The sequence below is a fragment of the Kordiimonas sp. genome, from assembly GCF_965216265.1.
In the GTDB taxonomy this organism is placed as follows: Bacteria; Pseudomonadota; Alphaproteobacteria; order Sphingomonadales; family Kordiimonadaceae; genus Kordiimonas.
The window spans coordinates 378,223-395,890 of sequence record NZ_OZ244153.1; the positions used below are offsets into that span (position 1 = coordinate 378,223).

Annotated in this window: 14 protein-coding genes; 4 read left to right on the plus strand and 10 right to left on the minus strand. The window is 55.1% G+C overall.

The genetic code is table 11. The features are described from left to right. The first annotated feature begins 33 nt into the window (after nucleotides 1-33). Nucleotides 34-2,709, plus strand: a complete 2,676-nt coding sequence (locus ACOOGA_RS01760; RefSeq protein WP_417461078.1) for a zinc-dependent metalloprotease — start codon at nucleotides 34-36, stop codon at nucleotides 2,707-2,709. A gap of 62 nt (nucleotides 2,710-2,771) precedes the next feature. Here the strand turns inward: ACOOGA_RS01760 and ACOOGA_RS01765 are convergent, their stop codons facing one another. The 3 genes from ACOOGA_RS01765 to ACOOGA_RS01775 all read right to left on the minus strand — a co-directional run bounded on the left by ACOOGA_RS01765 (nucleotide 2,772) and on the right by ACOOGA_RS01775 (nucleotide 5,250). Next, nucleotides 2,772-3,527: an SDR family NAD(P)-dependent oxidoreductase gene (locus ACOOGA_RS01765; RefSeq protein ID WP_417461079.1), complete on the minus strand. Its 756-nt coding sequence runs from the start codon at nucleotides 3,525-3,527 to the stop codon at nucleotides 2,772-2,774. A 62-nt stretch (nucleotides 3,528-3,589) separates the two neighbouring features. Next, nucleotides 3,590-3,868, minus strand: a complete 279-nt coding sequence (locus ACOOGA_RS01770) for a hypothetical protein (RefSeq protein ID WP_417461080.1) — start codon at nucleotides 3,866-3,868, stop codon at nucleotides 3,590-3,592. Between the two features lie 203 nt (nucleotides 3,869-4,071). Further along, nucleotides 4,072-5,250 carry a sensor histidine kinase gene (locus tag ACOOGA_RS01775; protein ID WP_417461081.1) on the minus strand — a complete coding sequence of 393 codons (1,179 nt, stop codon included), beginning with the start codon at nucleotides 5,248-5,250 and terminating at the stop codon, nucleotides 4,072-4,074. Between the two features lie 249 nt (nucleotides 5,251-5,499). Between ACOOGA_RS01775 and ACOOGA_RS01780 the strand changes: the two genes are divergently transcribed. After that, nucleotides 5,500-6,087, plus strand: coding sequence for a hypothetical protein (locus tag ACOOGA_RS01780; RefSeq protein WP_417461082.1), 588 nt, complete (start codon nucleotides 5,500-5,502; stop codon nucleotides 6,085-6,087). Between the two features lie 252 nt (nucleotides 6,088-6,339). After that, nucleotides 6,340-8,520 carry an ATP-binding protein gene (locus ACOOGA_RS01785; protein WP_420429341.1) on the plus strand — a complete coding sequence of 727 codons (2,181 nt, stop codon included), beginning with the start codon at nucleotides 6,340-6,342 and terminating at the stop codon, nucleotides 8,518-8,520. Between the two features lie 79 nt (nucleotides 8,521-8,599). Here ACOOGA_RS01785 and ACOOGA_RS01790 read toward each other — a convergent pair whose 3' ends face one another. The 7 genes from ACOOGA_RS01790 to ACOOGA_RS01820 form a co-directional block, all read right to left on the minus strand. Further along, entirely contained in the window at nucleotides 8,600-9,994 is a 1,395-nt protein-coding gene (locus ACOOGA_RS01790; RefSeq protein WP_417461084.1) for a glycine zipper 2TM domain-containing protein, read from the minus strand. Between the two features lie 72 nt (nucleotides 9,995-10,066). Beyond that, nucleotides 10,067-10,489, minus strand: coding sequence for a hypothetical protein (locus ACOOGA_RS01795; RefSeq protein WP_417461085.1), 423 nt, complete (start codon nucleotides 10,487-10,489; stop codon nucleotides 10,067-10,069). 66 nt (nucleotides 10,490-10,555) lie between these two features. Continuing rightward, nucleotides 10,556-12,811, minus strand: coding sequence for a molybdopterin cofactor-binding domain-containing protein (locus tag ACOOGA_RS01800; RefSeq protein ID WP_417461086.1), 2,256 nt, complete (start codon nucleotides 12,809-12,811; stop codon nucleotides 10,556-10,558). A 179-nt stretch (nucleotides 12,812-12,990) separates the two neighbouring features. Continuing rightward, nucleotides 12,991-14,478, minus strand: coding sequence for an Asp-tRNA(Asn)/Glu-tRNA(Gln) amidotransferase subunit GatB (gatB, locus tag ACOOGA_RS01805; protein WP_417461087.1), 1,488 nt, complete (start codon nucleotides 14,476-14,478; stop codon nucleotides 12,991-12,993). A 5-nt stretch (nucleotides 14,479-14,483) separates the two neighbouring features. Further along, nucleotides 14,484-15,965 carry an Asp-tRNA(Asn)/Glu-tRNA(Gln) amidotransferase subunit GatA gene (gatA, locus tag ACOOGA_RS01810; RefSeq protein ID WP_417461088.1) on the minus strand — a complete coding sequence of 494 codons (1,482 nt, stop codon included), beginning with the start codon at nucleotides 15,963-15,965 and terminating at the stop codon, nucleotides 14,484-14,486. An 11-nt stretch (nucleotides 15,966-15,976) separates the two neighbouring features. Continuing rightward, complete coding sequence (gene gatC, locus ACOOGA_RS01815) at nucleotides 15,977-16,267, minus strand: Asp-tRNA(Asn)/Glu-tRNA(Gln) amidotransferase subunit GatC (protein ID WP_417461089.1); 291 nt, start codon at nucleotides 16,265-16,267, stop codon at nucleotides 15,977-15,979. 130 nt (nucleotides 16,268-16,397) lie between these two features. Next, complete coding sequence (locus ACOOGA_RS01820; RefSeq protein ID WP_417461090.1) at nucleotides 16,398-16,769, minus strand: hypothetical protein; 372 nt, start codon at nucleotides 16,767-16,769, stop codon at nucleotides 16,398-16,400. A 351-nt stretch (nucleotides 16,770-17,120) separates the two neighbouring features. Here ACOOGA_RS01820 and ACOOGA_RS01825 point away from each other — a divergent pair, with 351 nt between their 5' ends. Further along, nucleotides 17,121-17,654 carry a GNAT family N-acetyltransferase gene (locus tag ACOOGA_RS01825; RefSeq protein ID WP_417461091.1) on the plus strand — a complete coding sequence of 178 codons (534 nt, stop codon included), beginning with the start codon at nucleotides 17,121-17,123 and terminating at the stop codon, nucleotides 17,652-17,654. The last annotated feature ends 14 nt before the right edge of the window (nucleotides 17,655-17,668 follow it).

Genomic DNA, 17,668 nt, shown 5'->3' on the forward strand with positions numbered 1-17,668 from the left:
ACACTGGGCCAACAACAACTGGGAGAATAAAAGGTGATAGACCTTGAGAAAAACATCCGCATGCTTCTTGCAGGCGTCGCGATTGGTGCACTGACAGCTGTTGCACCCTTGAGCGCAGACGATGAAAAGCCTGCTAAACCTTCCCTGCAAAAGCAGGAGGAGAAGCCAGAAGCAGATGCTGAAGCGGAGAGCTCTGACGCGGAGGATGGCGAGGAAGCCAGCGACAAGGAAGAGAAGAAGAAAAAAGAAAAAACCATCGCGGACTTGGTTGAAGACCATACCGCCATGGACGGCCTTTTTAAGCTGTATCAGGACCCTGAAAAGGGAACGCTGCAGATGGAGATCCGGGCTGACCAGCTGGATAAGGAATATATCTACTTCTCACACACCGCTGACGGTGTTGTGGAAGGCGGGCATTTCCGTGGGCAATACCGCAACCAAAAGGTCTTCAAGATTGCCAAACACTTCGACCAGATCGAATTTTTGGAGATAAACCCATACTTCTATTTTGATCCTGAGAGTGCGCTTGCGCGTGCGGCCGAAGCCAATATCAGCCCAGCCAGCATCTCGGTTCACAAGATTGTGGCAAAGTCGGAGGATGGCGGCAGCTTCCTCATCAAGGCAGACAATCTTTTTAAAGCAGAAGCCTTTGATCAGGTTAAGCCAACAAGCAACCCACAGCAAAAACCGTGGGAGGCCTTCAGGCTTGGCAAGCTTTCCGGCTCAAAAACCAAGATTTCAGACATCCGAAACTACCCGGAGAACACTGCCGTAACGGTGGACTATGTTTATACCAACCCGGCACCGCTCAATACCGGCAACTGGTTTGATATCACCGATGCCCGCAACGTCACCGTCAAGATGCAGCACACCTTGCTTGCGATGCCGGAGAATGACTTCAAGCCACGCTTTGACGATGCCCGTGTTGGTTATTTTGTTGATTATGTCAACGACATGACCAGCCGTGAAGCCACACCGTGGCGCGATATGATCAACCGCTGGAAACTGGTCAAAAAAGACCCGAACGCTGACATCTCTGAACCGGTTGAACCTATTGTGTGGTGGATTGAAAACACCACGCCGCTTGAGTTGCGCCCAACCATCAAAAAGGCAGTGGAAGCATGGAACATAGCCTTTGAAGAGGCTGGTTTCAAGAATGCCGTGCAGGTCAAAATCCAGCCGGATGATGCGGAGTGGGACGCGGGCGACATTCGCTACAATGTGCTGCGTTGGACCTCAAGCCCGCAACCGCCGTTTGGTGGCTATGGCCCAAGCTTCACCAACCCGCGCACAGGTCAGATCCTCGGCGCTGATATCATGCTTGAGTATACCTTCCTCACCAACCGCATGAACGCAAGCAAGGTGTTTGAAAGCGCCGCTCTTGGCACTTCAGAGACACCAGATGAAGCTGCTTCCTTTATGGAGCAACTGCGCGCGCATGAGCGCAACTGCGCAATGGCGGGCCACCTGCAGCTTAACAATATGCTAGGCAAAACGCTTGATAAGGTTATGGCATCCGGCCCTCAAGCCAGCGAAAAGCTGGTCGAAGAGTCGATCTATTACCTGATGCTGCATGAGGTTGGGCACACACTTGGCCTCAACCACAATATGAAAGCCACCCAGGCGCGTGCTTATTCCGAAGCCCATGATATTGGTGCACAGGAGGACGGCCTCGCGGGCTCGGTGATGGATTATCCAAGCATCAACTTTGCCCCGCCCGGCAAACAGCAGGCGCATTATTACACCGTTCGCCCCGGCGCTTACGATATCTGGGCCATCCAGTTCGGCTATAGCCCGGACCTTGACGACCCTGAGAAGATGAAAGCGCACCTTGCGCGGTCAACGGAAAAGGCGCTGGTGTTCGGCAACGATGCAGATGACATGCGCGCCCCCGGCAAGGGTATCGACCCAACCGTCAATATCTATGACATGACGGACGACGCGGTGAAGTTTGCTGAAGACAGGCTGAAGCTTGACCGCGACGCCATGGGCAAGCTGCGCAGCAAGTTCGCAGTGGACGGCGAAAGCTATCAGGAACTGAGGAATGCCTATCTGATCCTCACGGGCGATATGGCGTGGCAAGGCCGCGTGGTGTCTCGCTACATCGGCGGGGTTTATGTTGACCGTGCCGTTCACGGGCAAGATGGTGCAAACCAACCTTACCGCCCGGTTGAAGACGCCAAACAGCAACAAGCCATGAAATTGCTGCGTGATTATATCTTCGCGCCAGACGCTTTTGCGGCAGACCCGGCACTCTTCCAGTCTCTTGCTATTCAGCGTCGTGGCTTCTTCCACTTTTCTGGCACAGAAGACCCGAAAGTTCACGGCAGGGCAGCGTCTATTCAGGCGGATATCCTCTCGCATCTGCTGCACCCTCGCACATTGATGCGGATCACGGATTCCGCGCTTTATGGCAACAGCTATAGTGTGACAGAGGTGATGTCGGACCTCACGGACGCCATCTTCCAGGATGATAGCCGAGGCGCTGTCAATAGCTTCCGGCAGGAACTGCAGATCATGTACGTGAAGATGCTGATCTCTATTCTTGGCAGCAACGACTATGACTATATCGCGCAATCAAACGCCTTCTCGAACCTCAAGACGCTGAAGGGTGCCATGGCGCGCTGGCGGGGTGATGCGGCAACACGGGCACACCGTGACCATATAGCCTTCCTGATCGACAAGGCCCTTGAGGTTCATGCCTCTTAATTCAGGCTCTTTAAGCGAAAAAAACGGCGGCATCTTTGCCGCCGTTTGTTTTTTATCCGCGCCTAGTGAACGTAGCTCGCGCCGTTGATATCAAAGGTGCCGCCGGTAGCGTGGTCAATCAGACCCGATAGCAGAAAGGCCACCATGTTGGCGATATTTTCAGGCGGCGCAGCATCCCCCATAGGTATTTCCTTGAGCATACCCTCATTACCCGGCTCGTAGGCTACCGCCGCCATATCTGTTTTCACCCAGCCCGGTGCAATGGTGAAGCCGTATATGCCCTCCCCCGCATACGCGCGGGCGATCGACCGCATCAGCGAGACCACAGCCCCCTTGCTGGCGGCATAATGCATGAAGTCAGGCCCATCACCACGGAACGCTGCGCGGCTTGAGATGGTGACAATACGGCCACCCTGCTTCGCTTTGAAATGCAGAATGGCAGCGCGGCAAAGGTCAGCAACGGCCTGCACATTCACGGCCATCACATGAGCCCAGTCATCGGCCCAGGCCTTGTCACTGGCGGTGATGGCGGTTTCGGGCATCACACCCGCATTGTTCACCAAGCCGTGGACACGGCCTTTAAAAGCTTCAGCTTCAGCCCACAGCGCTGCACCACTCCCTGCCACCCCCAGATCAGATTTAACCATAAGCAAGCGCTCGCTGCCGTATTCGGCTTGAAGTTCGGTCAGCTTACCCGGCGCACGGGCATATGAGCCCACCACATTCGCACCAGCAGCCAACAAAACACCCGCCGCCGCAGCGCCAATGCCGCGCGACGCGCCTGTTACCAATATTGTTTGTCCGTGAAGGTTGATCATACTGCCTCTCCGATTTTTGAGGCAGTATATCGAAGCCAGGTCAAATGGCTATGGTTGATAGGTCAATGTGTGCTCAGCCACTTGCGGGCTTGACGCTGGGCTTCTGCTATATCGCGCATGTCCATATCACGTGCCAGCTCGCACCTGTCCACTTCAGCCCGGTTCACCCCCCTGATAGCGGCGAGATTGAACCACTTATGCGCTTCTATATAGTCTCGGTCCACACCGTGGCCGGTAGAGTATAAAAGCCCAAGGTCATAAAGGGCCTCTGCCGCCCCGGCCTCCGCTTTGGCCAACCGGTCAGCTATATAGTCATATAAATCCCTGTCTTTCTGTCCCATACCTTTGCTCCGTCCGTGAGATGGCGCACACGCGCACCTCTGGCCCCTACGGTATCCCGCAGGCCACACAGGCACTTCTTGTATTAGCGGACAGCTAAGCAACCTCTTCCGGGCCGCTTGATGACATTACCATAACAAAAAAAAGCGCCGTCTGAAACAGAATGCGCATCCGATTTTATCAATAATTAGGAGGTCGCTTGAAATCAGATCACAGCGTATTGCGCGGTGTTGTGTTCAATACACCGTTCGCGCGGGAACACCACCTTGGCGTCGGTGCCGTCGCCAACCTTGCTTTTGAGGATAAATTCGCCGCCATGGGCATCAACAAACGCCTTCACCAGCGGCAGGCCAAGCCCGGTGCCGTCATGTTTGCGCGCGAGGCCCGTGTCTGCCTGCACAAAGGGCTGCATCACCCGCTTGAGCACATCAGGTGCCATACCAGGTCCACTATCACCCACACAGAAGGCAATGCGTCCCCAGGGGTCTATCTGTTCGTTCACCACAACGGTGGAGCCTTCAGGCGAAAACTTGATCGCGTTGGAGATCAGGTTGATCAGCACCTGCTTGATCACCTGAATATCACCAAACAGGTCAAAGTTATGCGTATCCGATGTGTGCTTGAGCGTGATACCCCGCGCTTTGGCCATGCCTTCCATCATGCGGACAACCTGTTCAACAATCTCCCGCGGGGCCTCATAATCCTCCCTGAGCACAAAGGCACTGGCCTCCAGCTTGGATAGGTCAAGGATAGAGTTGATCATGCCAAGAAGGTGCGAACCGCTGTCCCTGATATCCGAGATATAGGTTTGATGGTTGCGGATATCCCTGCCCCTCGCGTTTTCGCTCAGAATAAAATCGGCAAAACCGATGATCGCATTGAGGGGGGTCCTGAGTTCATGGCTCATGTTCGCGAGGAACTGGGTGCGGGTCCGCGTTGCGGCCTCGGCTTCCATGCGCGCCACATCCAGGTCGCGCATGCGCTGTTCCGCCCGCTGCATATTCACCTTCAGGAGCGTATAAGCCGTGCCAATGCCAACATACACACCGTCTTCAACTACAATGAAGCCAGCCTGCAGCGAATCCTTGTTTTCACCAACAAGCGTTTTGTTCAACTGGTCAACCGTTACGGTGTGCTCAATAATCAGCGGGCTGCTGTCCATCAGTTCCGCAACCGGGCGTTTCTCATAAAGCGGGCGGCCGTACCGGTCCGCCAGTTTGATCAGGAAATCAATGCGCTTAAGAAGCCCCACCGGCTTGTCACCGGTGACAACGGGAATAGCAACCAGATCCGGTTCCGTATGAAAGCGCTCATAGACCTCACCACATGTGGCATGCGGCGGGACCGGGGGGATGGGCATGGAAATAATGTTCGGGCTACTCATACAGTCTCTTCCTAACTTATCGGTCAAGATGCAGACAAAGCATTACGCAAACATGACAATTTGGAAGAAGAGCACAAAAAACAGAAAATTTCGCGCGGGCCGCCTCGCGCGAAGAATTTTCCCGGTGTTCATCGCCTATTCAGCCTCAAATGCGATACTGACCCCCAGATGATGACCCCTAAATGCCTTCATTTGGTCGTTTTTCGCGCGCAATTTTGACCAGAGGAAAGCTAGTGAGGACAAATAAGTATGAAACCCCCATATAAAAAAATCGCGGCTCTAATACCGCTCGCCCTGATTACCACGGCCTGCACACAAAGCATGTCACCGCACCGGTACGATTCCCACGCAGTTGGTGAGGCCCGCAGGGTTGAACGCGGCGTTGTGGACAGCTACCGCTGGGTTGAAATCAACAGCCAAAGCGGTGTTGGCACCGCAGTGGGTGTTGGTGTAGGCGCAGCCGCCGGTTCAACCATCGGCAATGGCGGGGCCGAAAATGTCATCGGTGCCATTGGTGGCGCACTTCTTGGCGGGTTGCTTGGTAACAGCATCGACAAATCTGCCGGCCGCAAAAGCGGTTTTGAATATATGATCCGCACGGAAAGCGGTTCGCTTATCTCTATCGTGCAGCAAGATAGGCACCCGTTTGCCGAAGGCACACCTGTGATGGTGGTTTTCTCGCGTGATCGTAGCCGCGTGATCCTTGACCATAGCGCTTATGAAGACAACCGCGGTAATGGCCCAACGCGCTATGAGCCTGTACCAGCGATGGAGCCCTTTGGCGAGGAAGACGTGATTGAGCCTTCGAGCTCTGACACTCAGCCTACCTATAATTAGGTTTCCTAATCAAATCACCATTTTTGGCGGAATAGAATCAACGGCACCAGGGGAGCAACTCCTTGGTGCCGCTTCTTTTTCAGGTAATTTTAATGTAATACTTTAAGTAAGCTGGCTCCGAACAGCCTCAGCAAAAGCCCTTGTTTTTGTTTTGTTAGCCTTTACAGAGTAATCTCGCACTGGCGTAAATATGGTAAGTCAGCTTAGGATAGACATTCACCTCACATCAGGCACAGGAAAAACATCCCCTTTATGTCGCGTTTCACTAGAAACTTTCTGTTCTGGTTTTCCCTCGGGATACTCACCATCGGCTTGGGTGCGATTTTTGCTGGAAAGCTCGCGATCGACAGCATAGACGCACAGTTCAAAGCATCAGAGCGACTAACTGTAGAATTAACCAGCCAATACCTGCGCGAAGAATTCTCCAAGCCCGCCAGCCATATCCGCAGTGTGGTATTACTGGAGGACGCCGTACGCATAGCGGTATCCAGCGGTAACGCCGTTCGTAATCCGGTGATAGAAAATGCATTTGAGACGCTGCTCCTTAGAAACCCCAGCTATCTGCAGGCCCGGTGGTTGGGTGAAGACGGGTTGGAACTCGTACGGGTAGAAAGAGTTGGCCAGGATTCAGTAACCAGTTTGACCAGAAACGAACTGCAGGACAAAAGTCAGCGAGATTACGTCAAAGCTGCACTCGAATTGGGGCCGGGTGAACTGTTTGTCTCCCCACTGGACCTCAACGTTGAACAGGGAAAAATTCAGGAACCCTATGTGCCGGTGATACGCATTGCAGTGCGCGTGTTCACCTCTGAGGACAAACCCGCAGGCATCTTTGTCCTAAACATTGGTGCACAAAGCCTTCTTGACCATCTGGCACAATTTTCGCCTGACAACAGCCCGATGCTGCTGAACGCAGACGGATACTGGCTGAAAGGCAAAAAACCTGAAGATGAGTGGGGTTTCATGTTTGATCGGGAAACGGGCCTCGCCTTCACCCATCCGGACGCGTGGCGTGCTATTGCAGCCGAGCCTTCAGGACAACAGGAAACAAAAGCAGCCCTATGGACGTGGGAAACCATCGAGGTCGCTGCAGCCTCCATGCATGTGAAGCAAAATATATCGCTGAAATCACTCACTATGGTTGATACGGAGACCTTGCAGGCTGCCAGAATAGCAAAGTTGACGCCCATTATCCTGGTGGCCGGGATCATCGCCGCCCTGTTTGGTTCTGGGCTTTATCGCCTTCTCAGGGAAGTTAAGAGCCGCCACAAAGCCGAGATAGAAGCCTTGGCTGCAAGCGAGGCCAAAAGCAGCTTCCTTGCGACCATGAGCCATGAGATCAGAACCCCGATGGCCGGGGTGATTGGCCTATCGGATATGTTGATTGACAGCGACCTGTCTGAGGAAAACCTGTTCAAGGCAAAAAGGATCAAGGAAACCGGGAAGGCGCTTCTTCGCATCATCAACGATATTCTCGACCTCTCAAAACTGGATGCCGGTAAATTTGTTATAGAGCCGGTCAACTTCCGCCCGTTAGATGTCGCCGACGACGTGGTGCGGCTGTTATACATGACCTGCCCACCAGAGAAAAAATCCAAGTTGCACATTACCGCCAACGTGACAGATGACTTTCCCGCCGTGGTGCGCGCAGACCCTACGCGCTTGCGCCAAGTACTCGTCAACCTACTTGGCAACGCGGTCAAATTTACCGACGAAGGTACAGTCAGCCTTGTTTGCAACCATGACAAAGACCAGCAACGGTTGGTTTTTAAAGTGGTTGATACAGGCATAGGCATGAATGAAAAAACAGCCGCCAACCTGTTTCAGGACTTTGTGCAAGCCGACCCGTCCATCAGCCGGAAATACCACGGCACAGGACTGGGGCTGGCGGTGTGCAAACGGTTGGTTGAATGTATGGGCGGTGAAATCGGCGTTACAAGCGAGCTCGGCAAAGGAAGCTGTTTCAAATTTTCCATACCTTATGAGCCAGCGGACGCTGAAGAAGATGTCGAGGAAAATGCCATCACGGCAGACATGCATCTGCCTGACCTTCGCGCGCTTTCCATCCTTGTTGCCGAAGACAATGAGATCAACCAGATGATCATCAAGGGCTTGATGAAAAAGCTCGGCCATGAATGTGTGATCGCCAGCGACGGACAGAAAGCTTTCGAGCAAGTGAGAGACGGTGACTTTGATCTTGTATTGATGGACGTACGTATGCCGTTTGTTTCTGGCCCCGAGGCAACGCAAATGATCCGCAAACTTCCGGGATACAAGGGAAAAATACCTGTGATCGCTCTTACGGCCGACCTGATCGCAGAAAACAAGGCATCCTATCTGGAAGCGGGCATGAACGACTGTGTTGGCAAACCCATTGACCAGAACGAGTTGGAAGCAGCCATCGCCCAAGCTGTTTGTGCTGTTGCTCGTTAGAACTTCCCACAGGCAGCAACTGGCAATAAAAAAGCGGCCCCGGAAGGCCGCTTTTCATCACACCCGACTAAACTGGTGATTATTTATATTCCACCGTCCAGCGGCGACAAACATAATTGCCGCCCCGCACATCATATTCGATGCACTTACGAACTTCTTCGCGTGGTGGTGCATAGCCTTCATTCTCATAATGATAGATCGTTGGGTCATCATCATGATAGTCGGCCGTGTAGCGATAGTTGCTGCTGACAGTCCGGCTGTTGTTACTGCTTTTGGCGATAGAGTTACCCACCGTCGCACCAAGAAGCGAGCCAATCACGATACCCGCAGTGCGGTTACGCCCACCATCAATCTCCGAGCCCAGGATACCACCAACAACACCGCCAAGGATTGTGCCTGCAACCTCGTTGCCTGCGTTTGACGAATATCCGGCATAATAAGGCTCATCATAATGGTAGCTCGCCTGATAGCCATGGCTCAGGCCAGGGCAATAGCCACCATAGTGGTAGTGGCTGTGGTGCGTGTGCCACGCCCAGTGAGAGCGTGCATGCCAGTAGCCTGAATAGAACGGCCAGTCGCTATAGCTATAGTGACCATAATAAGGGCGGCCCCAATAGCCATAAGGGTTTGTGCCCAGGCCAATGTAAATACGTGTTTTCGGGCGATCCCGATAGCGGTGATGCCAACCGTTTTTACGGCCACGGTCATGATCCCGGTAACGATTATGATTGCCGCGATAGTTATGGTCCCGGTCGCGATGGTCACCGCGTGAACGATGGTCATTGCCTCTCCCACGGCCATTATCTGACGACACGTGACGCCCGCGGTCGCGGCCACCGTTCCAGTTTTGCTGGCCATCATGGCGGCGCTGCCCGTAATTCACGGGTACGCGGCTAACATCCCGCTTTTTGGTGTTGGTAAATGACTTATTGGCTTGCATCACGTCGCGGCGGTCTGGTGTGCGGGCCCGAACAGGGCGATCCTGCCGGTTAACCGAACGATCACGCGCCTCGCGGGTTTCCCGAACGTTACGCACCCGTTCCCGATCTGCGCGGGCAACCACTGCGTGGCGTTGGCGATACCCGTCGGTGTTTTGTGCCCGTACATTGCGCGCCTGGCGGTCCGCTCTGGGTTGGCGGTCTGCACGAGTTGCAGCCTGACGCTGCGCACGGTTTGGGGACGCAATATCCCGCCTGTCCGGCGCTGCGAGCTGACGCTGACGGCGCTGTTGTGGCGCTGCCTGTTCGCGGCGCGGCTGCGGGGCGGCACGTTGCCGTTCGCGTCGCGGTTCGCTCTGGCGTGCGCGCTGTCTCTGCGCTTGCTGCCTTTGGGCTTGCTGCCTTTGGGCTTGCGGTTTCGCCGTGCTTTCTTTTCTGTATTTCTCGCGGCGCTCGTCTTTACTGTCCGCAAAGCTCGGTACGCTAGGCACCAATATTGCCACGGTCGATAACAAGAGCAGAGATTTTCTAAACATATCAACCTCCATTAGGGTTGTTCGAAGTTTAGCCATTGTAAACTGAACACTGCATGAACCTGCGCGCAGGCTCTATTTCACCTTCCGTGGCGGTCCTGCGGTGTGCAAATAGTGCGCATCCACCGGTATACGATGCGCCGGGTTATAGAATATATCATCACCACGCCGCTGGGCTTCATCACGCGCTTTCGCGCGCTCTTCCACCCGCCAGCGCTCTTCCCGCTGTTGGGAAAGCGCCGCACCAAGCACACCACCACCGATCGCGCCTGCCGTATCGGCAATCTCGTTGCCGATCAGCGCACCGGAGAGCGTGCCAAGCGCCAATGCCCACGCGGGGCTTTGTTCGCGCACCTGGTATTTTTCAAAACTGGCCGAAGCTTTAGGGTCTGGGCTCAACAGGTCACAAGCATTGCCGTCACAGGCACCATCTTGTGCGCCTGCCCCGCCACCTGCAAGAAGTAGCACCGTTAATATGCCAATCGCTCGTGTTCGCATGTCAGCCTCCTCATAAGGCTAACATGGGAATGGCTAATGGCAAAATTGTGGCGCACCTATAAATATCTATGCGGAGAGCTGGTCCGCGATCGGCAACCGGCGTATGCGTTTGCCTGTGGCGCGGTAAATCGCGCCCATCAATGCAGGCGCAAAGGGCGGCATCGCAGGTTCCCCCATGCCCGTTGGGCTGTCAGCCCCTTCAATGATATGGATATCGATCTCTTTCACACTGCGGTCCATCCGCGCCATATCATATTCATGGAAGTTGCTCTGCTGTACAGCCGCGTTCACCACCGTGATTTCCTGCCCCAGCGCCACAGAAAGCGCATCATGGATTGCTCCTTCAATCTGCGCCCGCACACCATTCGGGTTCACCACAAGCCCGCAATCTGCGGCGGAGGTTACCTTGTCAACGGTGATGTGCCCGTCATCATCCACACGCGCTTCAACCACATGGGCCACATAGCTTTGGTGCGAATAATAACCCGCGATGCCCATGCCGTGGCCTTTGGGCAGTTTTTTGCCCCAGCCGGCTTTCTCTGCTGCCAGCCGGTAGCACGCCGCCATGCGGCCTGTGTCCATGGGGTATTCTTCTGTGCCATAGGTGCGGGGGTCCCCAAGTACAGAGAGCATGAACTCAAGCGTGTCCTTGCCCGCCATCTCAGCCAATTCGTCCAGAAAACTGAGCTGGGCGAAGGCTGAGTTGATGCTGCCTGGCGCACGCCATGGCCCGCGCGGTACGGGGCCGGGGAAAAACTTCTGCTTCATCACATGGTTCGGGATAATGCCGGTCTCGAAATTAAAACCGGTCAGGTCCTCATACATCCAGCCAACGGGCGGCAGCACGTCAGGATCAAATGATTGGTAGGGGCTGGCCTGCATCTCCTCAAGCGCGGTCAGCTTGCCGTTTTTATCCACCCCGCCCCTGAGCTTATAGTTGTTGGCGGCGCGGTAGCGGCACTGGGTCAGCTCATCCTCGCGCATCCAGGTCACCTTCACCGGTTTTCTGACTGTCATTGAAAGCCACACCGCTTCAGCCACATAATCCCGGTTATAGCGTCGCCCGAAGGAACCGCCGGGCCGTCCCAGCTCAACATGGATGTTTTCGGCTGGAATGCCGCTGATGATGCTGGCGATATCCTGCACACGACCAAGCGACTGGGTCGGGGCCTTCACGAACGCCTCATTTAGGCGCACGTCCGCGACCGTAGAATGCGGCTCCATCAATGCGTGGGCGATATGGCGCACCGTATAGATCGCTTCATGGGTTTGCGCGGCCTCACCAAAGGCGGTCTCCACGTCACCAAAGTTGCGCACGTTGCCATCGTAGTCGAGCACATCAAAGCCTTCACCTGACGCCAGCATCGCATGGCTGCGCGCCTCAGCTTCCGCAGAGGAATATCCAGCATAAGGCCCTGCGTCCCACTCAATCTCCAGAAGCTCACGTGCTTTTTTTGCAGCCCACAGGCTGTCTGCCACCACCGCCACACCGGCCACCAGCTCTTCCACCACCGGGCTATCGGGCGCCTGCCACTCCATGATAATGATGTCGTGCACACCGGCCACCTGCCGCGCGGCACTATCATCCAGCATGCGCACCTGTCCACGGAAATGCGGGCAGCGCTCAATCACTGCATGCAACATGCCCTCTGTTTGCTGGTCTATCCCGAAAACCGCTTTGCCCTTTATGATATCCGGCACTGCTTTCATGCGTTTTGCTGTGCCGATAATTCTATAGTCTTTCCGGGCCTTGAGGGGCACATCGTCACGTGGGCTGAGTTTCGCCACATCATCCAAAAGGTGAGCGTACTTCAGGCTCTTGCCGCTCATGGGGTTTTTCACCACCGCTTTCTCAGTGATGAGGCCGGTTGGCGCCACACCCCAGCGACCAGCGGCGGCGCGCACGAACATATCACGCCCCTGCGCGCCGATAGTGCGGAGCGGCTCCCAGCCGTACCGGGTGCTCACACTGCCGCCCGCGCCCTGTATGTGGTAGCGGTAGCGCATCTGGCCCTCCGCGTTTCTTGAACGCCTGAGCGGCAGCGTATCCACCGTTACGCGCTCCCAATCCAGATCAAACTCTTCCGCCAGAATCATTGGCATACTGGTGGAAGTGCCCTGTCCCATATCCGGCGTTACGTTCATGATCGTCGCGCTGTTATCCGCATGAATGATAAGAAGCGGCACTGTCATGCCGTCAACCTGATAGGTCAGTTCCTGCTGGGAAGCCGCGAAAAGCGCACGCGGCACCATAAGTGTAAGCGCGCCAGATGCCAGCACCAGTTTCAGCGCCGTGCGGCGGTTGGTTTCAAATTTGGTCATGGGTCCCTCGCTCCCTTAAACTACGACCTCCTGCGTGCCCTGAGGATACACCCATGCGGGATGTCCGTCGCGTCGCTCCACCGCGAAAAACCGTCTCCTTAACGCAAAAAGACCGGCCTTTTTGGGCCAGTCTTTCCGGTTTATATCTCGGGTTTAGTTTGGCCGAGCGGCCAAAGCCGTTAGCCGTCGAGCTTTGGCTTGAGAAGCTTGTTCACCATGCCCGGGTTGGCTTTGCCGCCAGTGGCTTTCATCACCTGCCCCACAAAGAAGCCGATCAGCTTGTCTTTGCCTGCACGGTACTGCTCAAGCTGGCCCGGGTTCGCGGCGATCACTTCGTCAATGATCTTCTCGATCTCGCCAGTGTCGGAAACCTGCTTGAGGCCTTTTTCCTCAACGATCACGCCTGCGTCCTTGCCGGTCTCGAACATGATCTCGAACACGTCCTTGGCGATACGGCCAGAGATGGTGCCGTCTTCAATAAGCGCAAGCAATTCAGCGCCCTGGGTCGCACTCACCGGGCTTTCATTAACCGTTTTGCCCGCTTTATTGAGCGCGCCGAACAGGTCACCGGTTACCCAGTTGGATGCTTTTGCGCCAAGGCCTTTTGCGTCCTTGCCTGTGCTTTTGGCCAGTGCCGCGATCAGGTTTTCAAAATAGTCGCATGACTCTTTTTCTGCCACCAGAACGCTTGCGTTATAATCGGGCAAACCAAGCTCGTTCACAAAACGGGCTTTTTTCTCGTCCGGCAGCTCAGGCAGGCTGTCGCGCGCGCTATCCACAAAGGCATCGTCAAACTCTACCGGCAACAGGTCAGGGTCAGGGAAATAGCGGTAATCATGCGCTTCTTCCTTGGAACGCATGGACCGTGTCTCACCCTTGCCCGGGTCAAACAGGCGGGTTTCCTGATCGATCTTGCCGCCAGCCTCGATGATATCCACCTGGCGCTGTGCTTCATACTCAATAGCCTGACGCACAAAACGAACCGAGTTCACGTTCTTGATCTCACAACGCGTGCCAAGCGGCTCACCAGCGCGGCGAACGGAAACGTTCACGTCTGCGCGCATGCTGCCCTGTTCCATATTGCCGTCACAGCTGCCGATATAACGCAAAATGGTGCGAAGCTTGGTGACATAAGCACCGGCTTCCTCAGGGCTTGTCATATCCGGCTTGGAGACGATCTCCATCAAGGCAACGCCTGAACGGTTCAGGTCCACATAGGTATATTGCGGGTGCTGGTCATGCATCGACTTGCCCGCATCCTGCTCAAGGTGAATACGTTCAATGCCGACATCCTTGGTGCGGCCTTCTCCCAGATCAAGCGTGATGGTGCCCTCACCCACAATCGGGTGTTTGAACTGGCTGATCTGGTAGCCTTGCGGCAGGTCAGCATAAAAATAGTTCTTGCGGTCAAACACCGAGAATTTATGGATCTCTGCGCCCAGTGCCAAGCCGGTGCGTACCGCCTGGCGGATACATTCAGCGTTAATGGTCGGCAGCATGCCGGGCATGGCCGCATCCACAAGGCTCACCTGCGAGTTGGGTTCCGCGCCAAACTCGGTTGCGGCACCAGAGAACAATTTTGCGTTTGAGGTCACTTGCGCGTGCACCTCAAGGCCGATCACGACCTCAAAATCACCTGTGGCGCCCTGAATAAGAAATTTGCTCATGACGCTTACCTCCACCACTCTTCAGGTTTGGCCGTGAAGCCCGCAGCTTCCTCGATCACACCTGATACTTTGAACACAGTTTCTTCGTCCCACGCTTTACCAAGCACCTGAAGGCCAAGCGGCAAGCCGCTGGCATCAAGCCCCGCAGGCACGCTTGAGCCCGGGATACCGGCAAGCGACGCTGGCACCGTGAACACATCATTGAGATACATGGCGATCGGGTCAGCCGATTTTTCACCAAACGCAAACGCCGCACTTGGCGCTGTTGGCGTCAGGATCGCATCCACTTTTGAGAAAGCTTCCTTGAAATCGTTGGCGATAAGCTGGCGAACCTTCTGGGCTTTCAGGTAATAGGCATCATAATAGCCTGCCGAAAGCACATAAGTGCCGATCATGATACGGCGTTTCACTTCGTCGCCAAAACCGGCGGCGCGGGTTGCTTCATACATATCCGCAAGGCCACCGCCTTCAACCAGCTCGCGCAAGCCGTAGCGCACACCGTCATAACGGGCAAGGTTGGAGGAGGCTTCGGCTGGTGCCACGATATAATAGGTTGGCAGCGCATATTTGGTGTGCGGCAGCGAGATGTTCACGATCTCGGCGCCCGCAGCTTTCATCCATTCAATGCCCTGGTTCCACAGCGCTTCAATTTCCGCGGGCATACCGTCAAGATGGTATTCTTTTGGAATACCGATCTTCATGCCGCGAACGTCGCCCGTAAGCGCCGCTTCAAAGTTAGGCACTGCCACATCAACGCTGGTGCTGTCCTTCGCGTCAAACCCTGACATGCTCTCAAGCATGATAGCCCCGTCCCGCACGTTGCGGGTGATCGGGCCAGCCTGATCAAGGCTACTTGCGAAGGCCACCATGCCAAAACGGCTGCAACGGCCATATGTTGGCTTGATACCAAATGTGCCGGTGAAGGCCGCTGGCTGGCGGATAGAACCACCAGTGTCTGATGCGGTCGCGCCCATTGCCGCGTAACCTGCAACAGAGGCCACAGACCCACCGGACGAACCACCGGGCACAAAATCATTATTGGAACCTTTGGCGCGCCACGGGTTTTTCACCGGGCCGTAATAGCTTGTCTCATTCGAGGAGCCCATGGCAAACTCATCCATATTGAGCTTACCCAGCATAACGGCACCATCATCCCACAGGTTCTGGCTCACCGAGCTTTCATACTCGGGCTTGAAACCATCCAGAATGTGCGAACAGGCCTGCGTGTGCACACCCTTGGTGGCGAACAGGTCCTTGATGCCCACGGGGATACCGGTCATGCCTTTGGCGTTACCGGCTTTGATCATGCCGTCTGCGCGGTCTGCCATCTCAAGCGCCAGTTCCGGCGTTTTCGCGACATATGCGTTCAGCGCGTCAGCACTGTCTACGGCCTTGATGTGGGCTTCCGTCAACTCGCGGGACGACAAGTCGCCCTTCCCCAAGAGGTCGCGCGCATCAGCAATCGAAAGTTTGGTTAAATCACTCATACCACCAGCCCCTATTCAATCACTTTAGGCACGGCAAAAAAGCCGTACTCGCCACGGGGTGCGTTCTTGAGCACCTTTTCCTGGCAATCACCGTCGGTGATCTCATCCGCGCGCCAGCGAAGCTTGGCATCCACCACGCTCGACATCGGCTCGATGTTATCGGTGTTAACCTCGTCAAGCTGCTCGACCCAGCCGAGAATATTGTTGAGCTCACCCGCGAGTGGCTCCAGCTTTTCATCTTCAATTTTAATACGCGCGAGCCGGGCAATCTTGGCCACTGTCGCCTTGTCTATGTTCGACATGAAAATTCCCTATGAACTGTCAGGAAAAACCCTAGAAATCAGCGCGGAACTTAACGCCTGATTGCGCGCCGGGCAAGCGTGAATGCATGTGTTTCGCAGATAATAGCGGATAATTCAGTGCTATTCGTGATCAGCCCAATCGGTCAAGCCGTCCGTAGGCGAAAAAGTGGGTGATCTGCTCACCGTCCGATGTCACCGGTAAATAAAGAATATTGAGCCGCACGTGGGGTGGCGGGCCAAGGCGTTCTTCGCTAATACCAATAACCCCGGCGCGGCGGGCATTTGATGCGTCAAGCGAAGCCACGAGACGGTTCGCAACCTCCGGCTTGTGAACGTCACGCACAAGCTTGCCTGTTACGTTCGAGTATGCAGCAGCGGCGGCGGAGCCATGCAATGTGACCCGCGCGTTCACGATATGGCCGCGCTCGTCCCAGATAGGCTCCAGGAGCGCTATCCAAGGCAGATAGTCCTTGAATGCCGCAGGCGATATGTCTGATTTCAAATTGAGTTGCCCCGCCCTGCGGCGCGCTTTGAAATACGAAAGGATTTCGCGGAAATCATCGCCAAGGCCAAGCTCTTCACTGGCATCAAACAGGCGATATTCGCCCAGGCCATAGCCTTCCTTCTCACCGATCAGATCAATTTCTGAATCAAATGACGAAATTTTCGCCTCCCAAAGCCGGTTTTATCGGCATATTTTCTATAAAATACCCCTAAATATAAAACTACATCCTGTCACTGGTAGCGTCCAGCACTATCAGCATCACAAAATACTGAGACGCAAAGGGATATTTTCTCCTTGCAATAGCCCCGCCGCCATGCACCAAATCGACCAAAGGAAGCCGCTTAATTCATGACAACCCTGCCTGAAATCCGCAACGCCAGACCGTCTGACGCAAAAGCGATGATTGCGTACCAAAGGCGCCTATTTGCTGACGCGCAGCACATGGTCACCGCGCCCGGTGAGTTCAGGGCTGGCCCATGGCGGCAACGGTTCTGGATCGCGCGCAAGGCAACATCAAAATATGAACGCTGTCTCGTTGCCACCGAAGGCAATGCGATCATCGCCATGCTGGATAGCTGGACAGACCGCAGGCAGCGGGTCACACACTCCACCTCCTTTGCCATGTCTGTCGCCAGCGGTTGGCGCTGCAGGGGATTGGGTAAAAAACTGCTTTCACATTTCATTGCCTGGGTGCAAATACACCCGACGCTTGAACGCATTGAGCTTCATGTTCACGCAGACAATGCCCATGCAATTGAGTTATATACTCAGCTTGGGTTCCAGTTTGAGGGAACACGAAGAGGCGCTGTCCGCTATGAAGACGGGCGTGTCGTAGATGACCATATCATGGCCCTGTGGCCACGCGAGACGAACGTATCCTGATGGATACCACCGGT